This is a genomic window from Sphingorhabdus sp., from assembly GCF_050921905.1.
In the GTDB taxonomy this organism is placed as follows: domain Bacteria; phylum Pseudomonadota; class Alphaproteobacteria; order Sphingomonadales; family Sphingomonadaceae; genus Sphingorhabdus_B.
Genome location: NZ_CP050888.1, coordinates 1,632,377 through 1,648,449 on the forward strand (window position 1 = coordinate 1,632,377; position 16,073 = coordinate 1,648,449).

General features: G+C 57.0%; 10 protein-coding genes. 6 read left to right on the plus strand and 4 right to left on the minus strand.

Annotated elements, in window-relative coordinates; all coding sequences use genetic code 11:
- Nucleotides 1–70: 70 nt before the first annotated feature.
- Nucleotides 71–2,179: an acylase gene (locus tag HEQ18_RS07900; RefSeq protein ID WP_432814282.1), complete on the minus strand. Its 2,109-nt coding sequence runs from the start codon at nucleotides 2,177–2,179 to the stop codon at nucleotides 71–73.
- Nucleotides 2,180–2,271: 92 nt separating this feature from the next.
- Here HEQ18_RS07900 and HEQ18_RS07905 point away from each other — a divergent pair, with 92 nt between their 5' ends.
- The 3 genes from HEQ18_RS07905 (at nucleotide 2,272) to HEQ18_RS07915 (ending at nucleotide 6,959) form a co-directional block, all read left to right on the plus strand.
- Nucleotides 2,272–3,834 (plus strand): leucyl aminopeptidase, encoded by a 1,563-nt coding sequence (locus HEQ18_RS07905; RefSeq protein ID WP_432814283.1) that lies wholly within the window; start codon nucleotides 2,272–2,274, stop codon nucleotides 3,832–3,834.
- A 126-nt stretch (nucleotides 3,835–3,960) separates the two neighbouring features.
- A complete protein-coding gene (clpB, locus tag HEQ18_RS07910; RefSeq protein ID WP_432814284.1) occupies nucleotides 3,961–6,537 on the plus strand; it encodes an ATP-dependent chaperone ClpB in 2,577 nt (858 codons plus the stop codon).
- Nucleotides 6,538–6,800: 263 nt separating this feature from the next.
- Nucleotides 6,801–6,959 carry a hypothetical protein gene (locus HEQ18_RS07915; RefSeq protein ID WP_432814285.1) on the plus strand — a complete coding sequence of 53 codons (159 nt, stop codon included), beginning with the start codon at nucleotides 6,801–6,803 and terminating at the stop codon, nucleotides 6,957–6,959.
- An 82-nt stretch (nucleotides 6,960–7,041) separates the two neighbouring features.
- Here the strand turns inward: HEQ18_RS07915 and HEQ18_RS07920 are convergent, their stop codons facing one another.
- Complete coding sequence (locus HEQ18_RS07920) at nucleotides 7,042–8,220, minus strand: aspartyl/asparaginyl beta-hydroxylase domain-containing protein (RefSeq protein ID WP_432814286.1); 1,179 nt, start codon at nucleotides 8,218–8,220, stop codon at nucleotides 7,042–7,044.
- Nucleotides 8,221–8,231: 11 nt separating this feature from the next.
- Here HEQ18_RS07920 and HEQ18_RS07925 point away from each other — a divergent pair, with 11 nt between their 5' ends.
- Complete coding sequence (locus HEQ18_RS07925; RefSeq protein WP_432814287.1) at nucleotides 8,232–9,287, plus strand: hypothetical protein; 1,056 nt, start codon at nucleotides 8,232–8,234, stop codon at nucleotides 9,285–9,287.
- A gap of 109 nt (nucleotides 9,288–9,396) precedes the next feature.
- Here HEQ18_RS07925 and HEQ18_RS07930 read toward each other — a convergent pair whose 3' ends face one another.
- The gene (locus HEQ18_RS07930) at nucleotides 9,397–12,519 is read right to left on the minus strand and encodes a TonB-dependent receptor domain-containing protein (RefSeq protein WP_432814288.1); all 3,123 of its coding nucleotides are present in this window, start codon (nucleotides 12,517–12,519) and stop codon (nucleotides 9,397–9,399) included.
- Between the two features lie 340 nt (nucleotides 12,520–12,859).
- On the opposite strand from HEQ18_RS07930, the gene HEQ18_RS07935 reads away from it, so the two are divergent.
- Both HEQ18_RS07935 and queA read left to right on the plus strand, forming a co-directional pair.
- Nucleotides 12,860–13,501: a peptidylprolyl isomerase gene (locus HEQ18_RS07935; RefSeq protein WP_432814289.1), complete on the plus strand. Its 642-nt coding sequence runs from the start codon at nucleotides 12,860–12,862 to the stop codon at nucleotides 13,499–13,501.
- 17 nt (nucleotides 13,502–13,518) lie between these two features.
- Nucleotides 13,519–14,547: a tRNA preQ1(34) S-adenosylmethionine ribosyltransferase-isomerase QueA gene (gene queA, locus HEQ18_RS07940; RefSeq protein WP_432814290.1), complete on the plus strand. Its 1,029-nt coding sequence runs from the start codon at nucleotides 13,519–13,521 to the stop codon at nucleotides 14,545–14,547.
- A gap of 2 nt (nucleotides 14,548–14,549) precedes the next feature.
- Here the strand turns inward: queA and pyk are convergent, their stop codons facing one another.
- Nucleotides 14,550–15,998 (minus strand): pyruvate kinase, encoded by a 1,449-nt coding sequence (gene pyk / locus HEQ18_RS07945; protein ID WP_397605496.1) that lies wholly within the window; start codon nucleotides 15,996–15,998, stop codon nucleotides 14,550–14,552.
- Nucleotides 15,999–16,073 lie beyond the last annotated feature (75 nt).

Consider the following 16,073-nt stretch of genomic DNA (forward strand, 5'->3'; position numbering starts at 1 on the left):
AATGCAGCTTGAGATAGCGACGACGCGGGCAAACACAATGTAATAGCGAAGCATTTTCGACAAACGACGTTCAGGGTCGATAACGGCGCTTTGCATTTTTGACGGCGTCGGCCCATTCGAAATGTACCGGCTTGTAACCACCTGCAACGAACAATTTCATCTGGTCTGTATAATGCGGCGATTCGGGGCGGGTGGTCGCCGAACCATAAGGCTGGATCGATTCTGATTGCACCTTGCCGTCCTTGTCCCATCGCATCAGCATGATGAAACTATCGCCATGTCTGACGCGCGCTTTGCCATCGGCTTGCTCTGCATCCCATATCGTTGTGGCACGCAAGGCATCGCTGCCGCCGAGCATAGGTAAATCGACGTCGCCGCGCCGTAGGCGCTGAATATCGGCCAGCGGCGGGTCGATGCGGCCAAAGCGTTTTTTGAACTCTGTGGCAGCCTCCTGAAGCGTACGACGGGCATCGGGCATCTTGTCACCGCGCCAGTTTGGCCGCGCGCCAAAGCGGATGATGCGTTCGGCAAGGGCGTCCGCTCGGCCCTTGCCATCGCTTGACCAATCCCAGCTCGCGAGCAACTTTTGCGCTTCGGCAAGCTCGGGCGCGTCTTTCAAATCCAGCGCGGCAAAGGATGCCATCCACGCCCCGACCCAGCTTTTTTTGCTGTACATCATGTCCATCTTGATCGCGAGCAGCTCTTGCGGCGTGATTGACGTGTCGGCGGCCAGCAACTCGGTTGCGCGCAAGCCGCGATTCGTCATGCCACGCTCAATGCCCAGATACGGCGAATAAGCTAGCGGGTCCATTTCCGACCCCGGCCCTGCCGCCAGAAACGGCGTGTTATTGGCGTTCTGGACAAAGCCCGATGCAGGATCCACAATCTTGGGATAAAGGTCAAAGCCAACTGGCCCTTCCCACATGGCCGCCGATGTATCGCCCGGAAGCAGCTTGGTATAATCATATCCCGGCTTACGGTCGGGGAAGAGGGCGTTGTAAATATAGGCAACGCGGCCGGTCTTGTCGGCATAAATGAAATTCGTCGCAGGAATGCCGCCAATCGCCATCGATTGGGTCCATTCGTCCCAATTCGTCGCTTTGGTATTGCGATAATATTGCTCAACGACTTTTACATTGTCGATGCCCGCATAGCGGATCGCGAAATAGCCCTTGTCATTTTTGATAACGGGTCCGTGGATGGAGCGATATACCGTTTGCGGCACCGGAAGATTGAACGGACCTATTTTCACCGGCAACCAAACCCGCTTCGATGACAAAGGCATCCATTTGCCGTCATAACGATATTGGTCGCCAGCCTTGTTCATCACCAGTCTATAGACGTCGATCAGGTCGGGGCGGTTGACGGTATTGGTCCAACCCAAATGACGGTTGTGGCCAAGCAGGACAAAGGGCGAGCCGGGGAACAAGGCGCCAGCCATATCCAGCCCCTCACCCGAATGCGTAACGGCTTCGTACCACGCAACCTGACCTTCATAAGGCTGGTGCGAATTGGAAATCAGCCACGTCTTGCCATCGGCCATACGCTTGGGCGCAATTGCAAAGGCGTTGGAACCGTTCATTTCCGGATCGCGCCCGATGGGCGTCATCGGTGGCGCACTTTCCTTTGGCAGGGGTTTGCCTTCGGTCAATGCCCCGATGGCACCATCCAGACCATAGAAGAATGGCGCGCGCAGCACGAAGCCTGTGACAATGTCCTGTCCAGTAACGGGAAACAGCTTCGACAGCCGGACTTCTTCGGGATGTTTTGACACATAATGGTTCAAACCAGCGGCATATGCCTCTGCAACTGCGCGGACCTGCGGCGACAATTCCATATAGCGCGCCTCGGCCGTCTCCCGCGCGCCCAACAGATGCAGCACATAATCGACCTTGGCCCCATCGGAGCCTGCAAGCGCGCCATAGCGCCCACGCGTCATGGCAACGACATCCTGTATCGTCGAAAAATCATCTTCAGCATGGGCAAAGGCAAGGCCGTAAGCGGTGTCGGCATCGGTCTTGCCGTTGATGTGCGGCACGCCATAATTATCGCGGACAATCTCCACATCATAGGCGCGGGCTGGCATGTCATATCCGGTGGCCGCCAACGGCTCCCACAGCGCGCCTGCACCCGCAACGACACCGACAAGCGCCAAGGACGCCCACAAAAATTTCCGCATTATACGCTCCCCCTGCAATGAGACCTTGTCACATCGGTTCATTTGCTTACATATCCGGCATAACCAAGATTTACAGAAAGGATAGTCCCCCGATGCATCGCAGTTTCTTAACCCTCGCACTGGCTAGCGCCACAATCACCCCCGCTTTTGCGCAAGCCGACATGATTGGATCGGGCATATCGCCCTCGGCGGCGGCGCATTCGCAAACACGGCCAATCAATTTCGCGACGACCGCGCCAACGTCCGGCGCTTTGGTCATATTGATGCGTAATGCGACGCTGCCAGCCAACATGGTTGATGCGGCAACGACGCAGGCATTGAACGCGGCCATCACTTCGGCAAAGTTTGAAGGCAAAGAGGGTAGTTCCTTGTCGCTACGCGGCATTGGCGGTTATGCGCGCATCGTCCTAAGCGGGGTTGGCGCGGAGGGCGACCGCATCACCCATATCCGCAACGCATCGGGCAAAGCGGCTCAGGATTTGCGCGATGAAGCCCAGCAGGTCACAATTACCGGCGGCCTGAACCAAGACGAAGCCGCTGCAGCCGCTTTGGGCTATGCCATGGGCCAATATCGGTTCGACCGGTATAAAACCGTGGACCGTAAAGCGCCGCCCACGAACGCAGTGACCATCATCAGCAGCGATGCGGGCAGCGCAGAGGCTTTATGGATGTCGCGCCATGCGGCCTTAGCTGAAGGCGTCGCCTTATCCCGCGATCTGGCGACTGAGCCTGCTAATGTCATCTATCCAGAAACCTTTGTCGAGCGTGTACGTGCCGCATTTGGCAATACCGCCAATGTTAAAATTGAAGTGTTGGACGAACCCATGATGCGCAAATTGGCCATGGGGTCGCTGGTCGGCGTCGGCCAGGGTTCGCGCCGCCCATCACGCCTGATGATCGTCGAATATCGCGGCGCTGGCGATGGCCCGCCATTGGCGATGGTCGGCAAGGGCATTACTTTTGATACCGGCGGCATATCGCTGAAACCCGGCGCTGGCATGTGGGAGATGAAGGCGGACATGTCCGGCGCAGCCAATATCATGGGCGCGCTGTTATCGCTCGCAAAGTCGAAGGCACCGGTGAACGTCATCGGCGTAGCCGCGCTGTCCGAAAATATGCCCGGCAGCAATGCGCAGCGTCCCGGCGACGTCGTGCGCACGATGAGCGGCAAAACCATAGAGATACTGAACACCGACGCCGAAGGCCGGCTGGTGTTGGCGGACGCCAATGAATATATCGTCGCCAACAAAAAACCCGGCGCTTTGATCAACATGGCGACGCTGACAGGTTCCATCGTTGCCGCACTGAACGACGAATATGCTGGCCTGTTCAGCCGTGACGACCGGTTGGCAGCAGCCATTGCCGCAGCGGGCACAGCAACGGGTGAAGAAGTTTGGCGGATGCCGCTCCACAAAAACTATCTCGATGATATGAAGTCCGACATTGCCGACATCAAAAACGTCGTTGAGGGTGGCGGACCGGGCGCAGGTCTGGGCGCGACCTTTGTTGGCTTCTTCGTCGACAAAAATGTGCCTTGGGCGCATCTTGATATTGCGGGCGTCAACTGGGCGGACAAGTCCGGGCCAGTGACGCCAAAGGGCGCATCGGGTTGGGGCGTGCAATTGTTGGATACGCTTGCCCGCAATTGGAGATAACATCGACGACGACGCATTTCCGCTGAATGGTCGCAGCACTTGTGTTGCGAAAATGCCGCATTACATTCTGTGTAGACATGGAGCCTTTGTGAACAAAGGCCCCATCGGCCATTTAGGAAATAGCGCATGAACCTCGAAAAATTCACCGACCGCGCCAAAGGTTTTCTGCAAAGCGCACAGACCGTCGCCATTCGCATGAGTCATCAGCGGATCGGGCCTGAACATCTCCTCAAAGCTTTGCTGGAGGATGAGCAGGGCATGGCGTCTGGCCTGATCAAGGCCGCTGGCGGCGACGCGGCGACCGCGTTGCGCGAAACCGATGTGGCGCTCGCGAAGGTGCCTGCGGTGTCCGGCGGCGGCGCGCAGCAGACCCCCGGCCTCGACAATGACGCGGTGCGCGTGCTCGATGCTGCCGAACAGGTCGCGCAAAAGGCGGGCGACAGCTATGTCACTGTTGAACGGCTTTTGCTCGCACTGGCGCTTGCTAAGACCAGCACAGCAGGCAAGGCGCTGGCCGCAGCAGCCGTCACAGCCGAAGGGCTGAACGCCGCGATCAACGAACTGCGTGGTGGCCGCTCAGCCGATACCGCAGGCGCAGAGGACCGTTATGACGCGCTGAAGAAATTTGCGCGTGACCTGACGGAAGTCGCGCGCGCTGGAAAGTTGGACCCCGTCATCGGTCGCGATGAAGAGATTCGCCGCACAATCCAAATCCTTGCGCGCCGTACAAAGAATAACCCCGTGTTGATCGGCGAACCAGGCGTCGGCAAAACGGCCATTGCCGAAGGACTGGCCTTGCGCATCGCCAATGGCGACGTGCCCGATAGCCTGAAGCATCGCAAATTGCTGTCACTCGATATGGGCGCGTTGATCGCGGGCGCAAAATATCGCGGCGAATTTGAAGAGCGGCTCAAAGGTGTGCTTGACGAGGTCAAGCAGGCCGAGGGTGACATCATCTTATTCATCGACGAAATGCATACGCTTGTCGGCGCGGGCAAAGGCGAAGGCGCGATGGACGCCGCCAACCTCATCAAGCCGGCCTTGTCGCGCGGTGAACTGCACTGCATTGGTGCAACGACGCTGGATGAATATCAAAAACATGTCGAAAAAGACCCTGCGCTACAACGCCGGTTTCAGCCGATTTTTGTCGGCGAGCCTACCGTGGAGGACACGATTTCCATCCTGCGCGGGTTGAAGGAGAAATATGAACTGCACCATGGCGTGCGTATTACCGATAGTGCGCTGGTGAGCGCCGCCACCTTGTCGCACCGCTATATTTCCGACCGTTTCCTGCCGGATAAAGCCATCGACCTGATGGATGAGGCGGCGTCGCGCCTGCGGATGGAGGTGGAATCCAAACCGGAAGAGATTGAAACGCTCGACCGCCGGATCATCCAGTTAAAAATTGAACGCGAAGCGCTGGGCAAGGAAAGCGATGCCGCGTCCAAGGACCGTCTGGCCAATCTGGAGGGTGAGCTCGCCAATTTGGAGCAGCAATCGCTGGAACTGACGCAGCGTTGGCGGGCCGAAAAGGACAAGATTTCTGCCGAAACCAAAATCAAAGAACTACTCGATGGTGCACGCATTGAGTTGGAGCAGGCGCAGCGGTCTGGCGACCTCGCCAAGGCGGGCGAGCTGCAATATGGCACGATACCCGGGCTGGAAAAGCAACTAGAGGACGCGGTGGCCGCAGCCGGTAATGCGATGTTGCGCGAAGAAGTGACCGCGCAAGATATTGCCAGCGTCGTTAGCCGCTGGACCGGCATCCCCGTGGACAAGATGCTTGAGGGTGAACGCGACAAGTTGCTCAACATGGAACAGCTTATTGGCGCGCGCGTCATTGGCCAGAAGGACGCGGTGGAAGCCGTCTCCAAGGCGGTGCGCCGTTCGCGCGCTGGCCTTCAGGACCCGAACCGCCCGCTTGGTTCCTTCCTGTTCCTTGGGCCAACGGGTGTCGGCAAGACCGAGCTGACAAAAGCGCTCGCATCATTCCTGTTCGACGACGACAATGCGATGGTCCGCATCGACATGTCCGAATATATGGAAAAGCACAGCGTCGCCCGCCTCGTCGGCGCGCCTCCGGGCTATGTCGGCTATGAAGAAGGCGGCGTGCTGACCGAAGCAGTTCGCCGCCGGCCCTATCAAGTCGTCTTGTTTGACGAGGTTGAAAAGGCCCATTCGGACGTATTCAATATCCTGCTGCAGGTTTTGGATGATGGCCGCCTGACCGATGGTCAGGGCCGTACGGTTGACTTCTCCAACACGCTGATCATTCTGACATCCAATCTGGGCAGCCAGCATATGGCCGCGTTGGAAGACGGGCAGGATGTGAAAGAGGTCGAGCCGCAAGTCATGGAAATCGTGCGCAGCCATTTCCGGCCCGAGTTCCTGAACCGGCTGGACGAGGTTATATTGTTCCACCGCTTGGGCGCAGATCACATGGCCCCGATTGTCGATATTCAGGTGCAGCGGGTGCAAAATTTGCTCAAGGATCGCAAGATCACTTTGTCCTTGTCAGACGAAGCCAAAGCATGGTTGGGCCGCGTCGGCTATGACCCTGTATATGGCGCACGCCCGCTAAAACGCGCAATCCAACGTTATTTGCAGGACCCGCTGGCCGACATGCTGCTACGCGGCAGCATCCCCGATGGCGCGACGGTCAAGGTCGAGGAGGGGGATGGGGGGTTGAATTTGGCGGTATAGGCGGCACTTGACGCCGAGAACATTCTGGTTGCTGCGGCACGCGCCCGCAACCAGAATGCTAAAAAATAATCCCGCAAAGTCAGGATCACTGACCGCCTGGGCGTGAAGTTCCATCCTCCACCAGACGGCGGGCGTTCTCATTGCCAGATTCTGTTATCCGGCGCCATTCCGCCAATGTCTTGCATACCTTCCCTTTTTTCACCAGTGAGCCCGTCACCCTTACGGCGCGACAGCGGATGGTTTGGTCTGGATCGGAAGCGGTTTTGTCGGAGGCTTTGGCCAATTTTCTGTCCTGCGATAGCGGTGCAGGCGCCGGAGCCGTTACCGGCGCGGAAGTTGGTGCTTGGGCCAAAGCCGACGTCATGATGCCAATGGTTAAGGTGGTGAACAGCATTGGTCGCATGTGCAAATTTCTCCGTTGAGAGCCGCCTATCAAATAACACAGACATTTTTCAGTGCAAGTAAGCAAGAAAAAATCTTGTAACTCAATGCGTAAGTTCAGGGTCAGGAGCCAAAGCCTGTTGCGTCAGCCGCGGAATAATATCGGGTAATGACGTCCTGTTCGGCGATAGTTAAATGCGGGTTCCACACATCAAAGATAAGAACGGCACGATACTTATCGCTATCATTCCACGCTTCATGTTCGATGGTGTCGTCAAAGGCAAAAGCCTGCCCCACGTGCCATTCACGGGTTTCGCCGCCAACACGAAAGCCGCAATTTTCGGGCACGATCAGCGGTAAATGCACAATCGCACGGGTATTGGTCACGCCAGTATGCGGCGGAATTCGGGTATGCGGCTTCAATATGGAGAAAAACGCACTGGGTGCCCGACCGGGAAGCGTTGTGGTCGGTAAGCTGGCCAAGGCCGCCGCTGTGTGCGGGCAGCGGTCCAAAACCGCCTGATTGGGTTGCCCATATTCCCATAAAAAGCATGCACCCCAGTCCAAGGACTGGTCGAGCGCAGACCATTTATTTTCAGGGAGGCCCGAATCCATTTTAACATAAGGTCGCAACGCGTCGCCCGGATCGGCCAGCAGCGCCTCCAATTCTGTGCGTATTTCGTCGGTCGCAGCTTCAATCGCGGGCATCCAAGGAAAATGATGGCGATCGAAAAATTCATCCGCCGGCAGGAAGGGATAATATAGGCCTTCGCATGCGTTCACATAGGTCCGTCGGCGGCCCAAGGCTACATCGACAAATGCCTTGCTGCGGCGCAGCTCTGTTTCATCCATGGCCGCAGATAATGGCGCGAGTTCCGCGCTAACCACTTCCGCAATCTGGAGCGTCGCTTGCGAAACAAATGCCTGCCCCTTCTGCAGTGCTGCGGCAATATCGGGAGGTAAGTCTGATGCAACTGCCGCCATTTGGAGCACGCCGCTCCACGCGACCAGCGCTTGCGCCTTTTCACCTATTCGTTCATGCAATTCGGCCTTGCGGAGCCAGCCCATAAAGTCCCGGCGGTCGATGTTAACTGCCGCATCCAGCGCCTGCATTTCTCCTTTGTCATCGCCTTGCGCACGCCGCGCGGTGGCAACATTTCGCCAAAGCGCGCTCGACATCGCGTCATGCACGGTTGCGGCCACAAACAGGCGCTCCGCCTCGGCAAAGCTTCCGGCCCGCAGTGCAAGCATGCCTTGGCTGTTCAATCGGGCCGCTTCGGCCGGTGGTGCGGTGTCGGTCATAAGGCGAATGCTTGCCATTTACCGTTAGAAACGGCAAGGTCGATGACGTCATGGCGAACAATAATCACGAAATTTGGAATGACGGCGCATGGCTTGCGCATCGGTACGACGCGTCCGCAGACGCCTTTCATCTGCGTCCTGTAAGCCGTTCGGCGCACAATGCCGCCGCCTTCCTAACCGATGAATATCTCGGGCTGGAACCATGCCCGCTAGTCCTATCACGACGCGAAGCCAAAGCGCGTCGCGCCGAAAACGCGAGCCTGCATTTTATTTTGCATTCGGCCTTTTGTGCATCGACCATGTTCGCCAACGGCTTTGATCTGCCGGGGCTGTCCATGGGTTTGAAGGAACCCGTTTTGTTGAACGACATTGTCGGCTTTCGCCGTCGCGGTGCACCACCCGTGGCGGTCGCGGAACGGTTGGGCGATGCACTGGATATGCTCGCGCGTCCGTTTGGCGACGATTTGGCGGTTGTTGTGAAGCCGTCCAATATCTTCAATGCGCTTGCCCCCGCATCGCTTGCCATGCGGCCAACGAGCAAAGCCATTCTCCTGCACGCCCCACTGTCGGTATTCCTTCTGTCTGTGGCCCGCAAGGGGCTTTGGTGTCGGCTATGGTGTCGCGAGTTGTTGGATGGGCAGATAACAGACGGTATAGTCGATCTTGGTTTTGAGCCGGGTGATTTTTTCCGGCAGACCGATTTGCAAGTTGCCGCGGTCGGTTGGCTGGCGCAGCAAAAGCTGTTTCATCACATGGCGCGAAAGTTCGGACCCGAACGTATCGCAACGCTGGACAGCGAACGGCTGACCGCAAATCCCGGCAAGGCTTTATGCGCTGCGGCTTCCCACTTTGGCCTTGGCGCACATGCCGCTGCAAACGACGCGCATCCTGCGTTTGGCACGCATAGCAAGTTGGGCGGCAGTTTCCGGACAGAGAACCGGCGCGCGGAATATGCATTGGCGCAGACCGCGTATGGCGACGAAATTGAGAAGGTCCTGATTTGGGCCGATGCGGTTGCCCAATCTGCCAATATCCCACTGACCTTGGAGCATGCGCTGCGCTTTTGAAGCGGCGCGCCGGCCAAATGCTGGCCTGACCTTTTATATCTTGGGTTCGGCGATACAAAAGGGGCGGACATTGCTGCCCGCCCCCTTGTTTCTGTATATGCTCTTCAACTTAGAAGCGCAGCTTTGCCGTTACAGCATAGCGACGGCCCAGCGCGTCATATGTCGACGGGAAGGTGTTACCGCTGTTGAACGTTGTCGAACCCGCATTGTTACCGGTCAATGGCGGTTCCTTATCCAGCAAATTCTGCACCGAAATGGTGATGGTCAGATTTTCGCTGGCGTTAAGACGCGTTGACAGATCAAAATAGTTATAGGCCTTGATCTTGCCGAAGTTAACCGTCTGGCCACCAACGCCCAAGACTGATGCGCCAATGGTTCCGTTGAAGAACGCACCGCCGTCAATCACGTCCAATGGCTCTTGCTCCATCGCCGACAGATGACGCCACAATAACGACACGTCGATCTTGTCAAACGACAATGTTGTCCGCTGCGACCATGAATAGTCTGGCTGCAGTGAACCACAGTTGGAGCTGATATAGCTCGTACATTCACGATTGACGGAGTCCGGGTTTGCCACAAACGCGTTGAACTTGTTATTGAATGTGTAGTTCCCGTTGAACGACAAGGCCAAACCGATATTGTCGGTAAGATCCGTCTTGTAGTTCAAGATCAAGTCGATACCGTCAGTTTCAATTGCACCCGCGTTCGTCCGAACCCGAGGCAGGCCAGTGAAAACGTTCGGATCGCCGCTCAGGCCGCCATCGGCCGGGCTACGGCGAATGCTGGTACACGCAGCAGTTGTCGATGCGCCAGCCGCTGGACTGAATACATTCGATCCAAAGCAAGCCGCAATCACGTCACCAGGGGTCGGGGACGAAATCGCTTTGGTTACCTTGATATTGTAATAATCGATCGATGCAGTGAAGCCTGGGATAAAGGCTGGCTGGAATATTGCACCAATCGTGTAGCTGTCCGACTTTTCAGGCTTAATGTTGAGGTTGCCACCACCGGTCGAGTTCACCTGACCTGCGTTAGGCTGGGGAATCGAGTTGATGTTGCCCGCATTGGCACCTTGCGCCAAACAGACTGCACGCAGCTCTCCGGTCGGACCACCTGCCGGACGTCCTGGCAATACAGCGCCAGCCGTCGTCAACGTCGCACAAGGATCAGTGCCAAGATTGGTTAGAGTCGTGTTCACTGGTGAGAACAGTTCATTAATGTTCGGCGCGCGAACGGCACGTGCGAAGTTACCACGGATAGCGAGTCCTTCGACTGGTTCCCAAGTACCACCAGCCTTAAAGGTTGTGGTGTTGTATGATGGGTTACCTGGTGCGTCGACTGCATAAGACGAATAACGAAGGCCGCCTTCAACAGTCAGGCTGTTGAAGAATGGCTTGTCGCTAACCAGTGGCACAACAACTTCGCCAAAGGCTTCATACACGTCGAAGCCGCCTTCGATACTCGGGGTCGCACCGCCGGCACCACCAAGATCGCCGCCCTTGGCAAGCGCGTCAGCGCCCTGACGGGCAGTATATTTACGATATTCACCGCCGACTGCAAATGCCGCGGGGTCTTCAGCAAATGGGCTGGTAACGCCCGCATCGCCGCTGATGGTTCCCTTGACTTGTGCAAGCGAGGTTTTCGTAAAGCTGGTGCTTTCCTGTACTAAGAACGGGATAGCTGCCTGTTGGATTGTACCGAACACATTTGCTGCAACGCATCCATTGGATGTGTCGAAGCAGACGGGTGCTGCTGCTGTTCCGCCGGCACGAAGCGACTGACGGAAACGCGAGTTTAAGGTATAACCCTTAATCGTCTGAATGTTTTCACTTTGGCCATAAGCACCTGCGATATCCCAGTCGATTGAGTCGGTGATCGAACCTCGGGCACCTAAGCGGTAATCGAATACGGTCGTAACATATTCCGAAATACGAGGACCAGCTTCGATTGCGCGACGGGCAAACGTTGTCTGCGGGTTAGGGTTATAACCTTCACCTGCTTCAATCGTGCCGTTGTCGTTAACGTCAAAAGCAACAAAGCCACCTAGACCGATTTCACGATATGCTGCGTCACCCGGACGAAGCGCACCGTTTGCTGCTGCAGCGCACTCCGCAGGCGAAAAGCGAGCGGTGTATACTGTTGCGCTTGGATTTACGTCGAATGCGCAGAACTGGTTACGTGCAGCGGCTGGCAAGAACGGGTTGTTCAATGGAATGTTCACGCCGATGCTAAACGCACCCGATGGTGCAATGATCGTGTTGACAGTGTTCTTTGAGAACAGGCCGCGTGAATATATTTCGACCGCATCGCTGACTTCGTAACGTGCCTGACCGAACATGTTGAAACGTTCGAACGGTGTTTGGAAGACGTTAAATGGATTGAAGTTAAACGTCGAGAATGTTGGAACGAGCTGACCAGCATCGTTGATCTGGTTAGTTCCGCCATTGCCCGTACCACTAACCAGGCGACCGCCTGAGAAGCGCGACGGGAATGCCGTGCCCGAACCCGACGCCGTACCAGCGTAGGTGTCAACGGTGGTGAGCGATATGTCGCGCGCACCTTGATACACTGCATCAGCTTGCTGGTAACCGATACCCAAAACGGCGTTACCACGACCATCATCGAAGTTTGCGCCGATTGTCGCATCAACGCGGAAAACATTGCCGTCGCCTTGCTCGGTGAGCTGCTGCGAAGCTTGCACTTCCAAACCGGAGAAATCATTCTTCAAAATGAAGTTAACAACACCACCAACGGCGTCAGCGCCATAAGTGGTCGATGCACCACCGGTGAGAACGTCAACGCGCTCAACCAAGGCAAGCGGAATGTTGTTCAAATCAACGCGACCTTCAAAATCGGCAGGGACGATGCGATCACCGTCTAGCAAGACGACGTTGCGGTTTGAACCAATGCCGCGCAAGTTGACGAAGGACGCGCCGGCATTGCCGTTATTGACCGCAGAACCGATCGAAGCAACAACGCCTGGGATTTCACGCAGAACTTCTTCGGCCAAGTTGGACTGAAGCAGTTCCATTTCTTCGGAGGTGGTTACGTTCACCGGAGCCGAACGCTCTAGGTTCGGATTGGTGATGAGCGAACCGGTAACGATGATCTCGCTTGCCGCCTCTTCTTCGGCTGCCGCATCCTGGGCGAACGAAGGCGTTGAGATCAACGCCAAGCCCAATGCCAGCGGTGCCGCTGCATATTTCAAATTGCTGATACGTGTCTTTTTCACGGTATAGCCCCTTATAAAAAGCCAAACTTGGCCGGTTTCCCGGCAACCCGTGGCGGTTCAACTCCCCAGCTTTTCCATCATCGCTGCGCGCATTTTGTAAACGCACAGCGCGACGAAGTCCCTCCGGGTTGATGTTGCTTTGACGGAAATCCAGCATTTGCGCAACAAATTGGGTGTAGATGACAATATTGTTGCAATGGTGTGTTATTAACGCAACAGTGCCTTAGCGCGTAGTCCTTTGCATTGGCAGGCGCTGCGTCGCAGTCAGAAAAATCGTTCATGACAGCGACAGCGCGCTTCGTTAAAGAGGCCTTATCCGGTTTTCAGAGGCACATCATTAATGTCCGTACGCTCCTTATTTTCGAAGCTCAGTTTGCTCTTGGTCGGCATTTTTGCCTTTGCCTTGTCGCCTGCCTTTGCGCAGACGCCTGCACCAGCGCCCGCCGCGCCAGACCTTGAAAACATGTTGGTCTTGGATCTTTCCACCGGCGGACGGGTCACGATTCAAATGTTCCCAACCGACGCCCCCGCCCATGTCGAGCGTATCAAGACGCTGACGCGGCAAGGCTTTTATAACGGCGTGATCTTTCACCGCGTGATTGATGGATTCATGGCGCAGACGGGGGATCCAAAGGGCACGGGCCAAGGCGGATCGGAACTTCCCGACCTCAAGGCCGAATTTAACAGAATTCCGCATTTGCGCGGGACGGTGTCGATGGCGCGGACGAACGAGCCTGACACCGCGAACAGCCAATTCTTCATCTGCTTTCAACCGCGCTTTAGCCTGGATAACAAATATACGGTGTTTGGCCGCGTGACATCAGGCATGCAATTTGTCGACGCCATCGAACGAGGTGAGCCGCCTATGAACCCGAGCAAGGTGCTTCAGGCGTCTATCGCGGCCGATAATGTACCGCCGCCTGCTTTTACGCCGCCGCCAGCGCAAGCCCCCATCACTGTTGACCAGTTGAACGCTGGATAAGCGCGAAGCACTCCGCCATGCGCGTCGATCTATTTGATTTCGAGCTTCCGCCCGAGCGGATTGCGCTGCGTCCCGTCTCGCCGCGCGATTCCGCGCGTATGTTATGCGTGGGCGGCGATGCTGCACTGGCGGACCGCTGGGTACGCGACCTGCCGGCGATGTTGCGCAAGGGCGATTGCCTGATCTTCAATGACACGCGGGTCATTCCGGCGCAGCTTCAGGGACGGCGCGGCGATGCCTCCATCGGCGCGACCTTGCACAAACGGATCGACCTGCGCCGCTGGCAGGCGTTTATCCGCAACGCCAAACGCCTGCATCCCGGCGATGTGATTGATTTTGGCAAAGGCGTCATGGCCATCGCCGAAGAGCGTCATGACGACGGCAGCTTCACTTTGTTTTTCGAAGGCGATGAGCCGGTCGAAATCCTGCTGCAACGCGCCGGGACCATGCCTCTGCCGCCCTATATCGCGGGTAAGCGCGCAACCGACGCGCGCGATGCGCAGGATTATCAAACGATGTTCGCGCAAAAGGATGGCGCGGTGGCGGCGCCGACTGCATCGCTGCATTTTACGCCAGAATTGATGGAGGCGGTGCACGCAGCGGGCATCGAAACGGCGACCCTGACGTTGCATGTCGGTGCGGGCACATTCCTGCCGGTGAAGGCCGATGACACCACCGAACACCGCATGCACAGCGAATGGGGCAGCATCGATACCGCAACCGCGGATCGGCTCAACAGCATCCGCGCAAATGGCGGGCGGTTGATTGCGGTCGGCACAACGTCGCTACGGCTTGTTGAAAGCGCGGCGGACGAAGTGGGCATCGTGCACCCGTTTGAAGGCGATACCGATATTTTCATCACGCCCGGTTATCGTTTCAAGGCGATTGGCGGCCTGATGACCAATTTCCATCTGCCCAAATCGACTTTGTTCATGCTCGTCAGCGCATTAATGGGCCGCGAGACAATGCAGGCGGCTTATGCGCATGCCATCGCCAATGAATATCGTTTCTACAGCTATGGCGACAGCAGCTTGCTTCTGCCCTGACCCTAATGCCCCTTCAGCTCGTCACCCGTCAGGCGGACGATATGCAGCACATTGGTTGACCCCGGCGTCCCAAACGGCACACCCGCCATGATGATGATCCGGCCGCCTGCAACGCCCAAATGGTACCGCAACGCCATACGCTTGCCCTTGGCAACCATTTCTTCGAACGAGCCAATGTCCCGCGTGCGCACGGCAAAAGCGCCCCATAATAACCCTAAACGACGCGCGGTCGTCTGGCTTGCGGTCAGGACCAACAATGGCACAGCAGGACGCTCGCGTGAAATGCGGCGTGCGGTTGACCCTGATGATGTGAAACACACGATGGCGCTTGTTTCGACGGTGTCAACAATACGCCCGCTGGCCTCGGCCAGGGCGTCGGCGGTCGTGCCGTCTGCGGGGGTTTCGGTGAAATGGATACGTTTAAAGAAGTCCGGGTCGCCCTCGACCTGTTGTGCGATGCGGTCCATGATCGACACCGCCTCAATCGGCCACGCCCCCGCTGCGGTTTCGGCAGACAGCATCACGGCGTCCGCGCCATCGTAAATCGCGGTGGCCACGTCCGACACCTCCGCCCGTGTCGGTGATGGCGAAACGATCATCGACTCCAACATTTGCGTCGCCACCACCACGGGCTTGCCCATGCGCCGTGCGGTTGACACAATTTTCTTTTGCAGCGGCGGCACTTGTTCCGGCGGCAATTCCACGCCCAAGTCGCCGCGTGCAACCATAACACCATCGGCCAGCTCAAGGATTTCTTCCAACCGTCCGATGGCCGCAGGTTTTTCGATTTTGGCAAGCAAAGCCGCCTTTTTTCCGATCAGCCTCTTGCCTTCGGCCACATCCTCAGGCCGCTGAACGAACGACATCGCGATCCAGTCAACGCCTTGCTCCAACGCAAAGGCAAGGTCCGAACGATCCTTCTCGGTCAACGCAGCGATTGGCACCACAACGTCAGGGACATTCAACCCCTTGCGGTTCGACAGCGTCCCGCCAACCTCAACCTTGGTGTTAATATGTTCAGGGCCAATCTCGGTGACGCGCAAGACCAGCTTGCCATCGTCGAGCAAAAGCCGTGCGCCGACGTCAAGCGCGGCAAAAATTTCCGGATGCGGCAAATAGACGCGATGGGCGTCGCCCGGTGTCTTGTCCGTGTCGAGCCGGAAATTGTGGCCCGTGTGCAATTCGACCTTATCATCGGCAAAGGTTCCGACCCGTAATTTCGGACCTTGCAGGTCAACCAATATCGTCGTTGGCCGGTTATATGCTTTTTCAAGCGCGCGGATATTGGCAATCAACTGCGCCTTGTCGGCCTGATCGCCATGGCTCATGTTGATGCGGAAAGCATCGGCGCCAGCGCGGAACAGTTTTTCGATCATCTCGGGCGTATCGCTCGCGGGGCCCAAGGTTGCCAATATGCGGACCTTGCGCATGCGGGGTTTATGATATTGCATGAAAATGGCTCCGCGATATGGATTTTGAATGTCGCCCTCCCCATAACGAGGCAAGTCAGTAACGAAAAGGGCGCA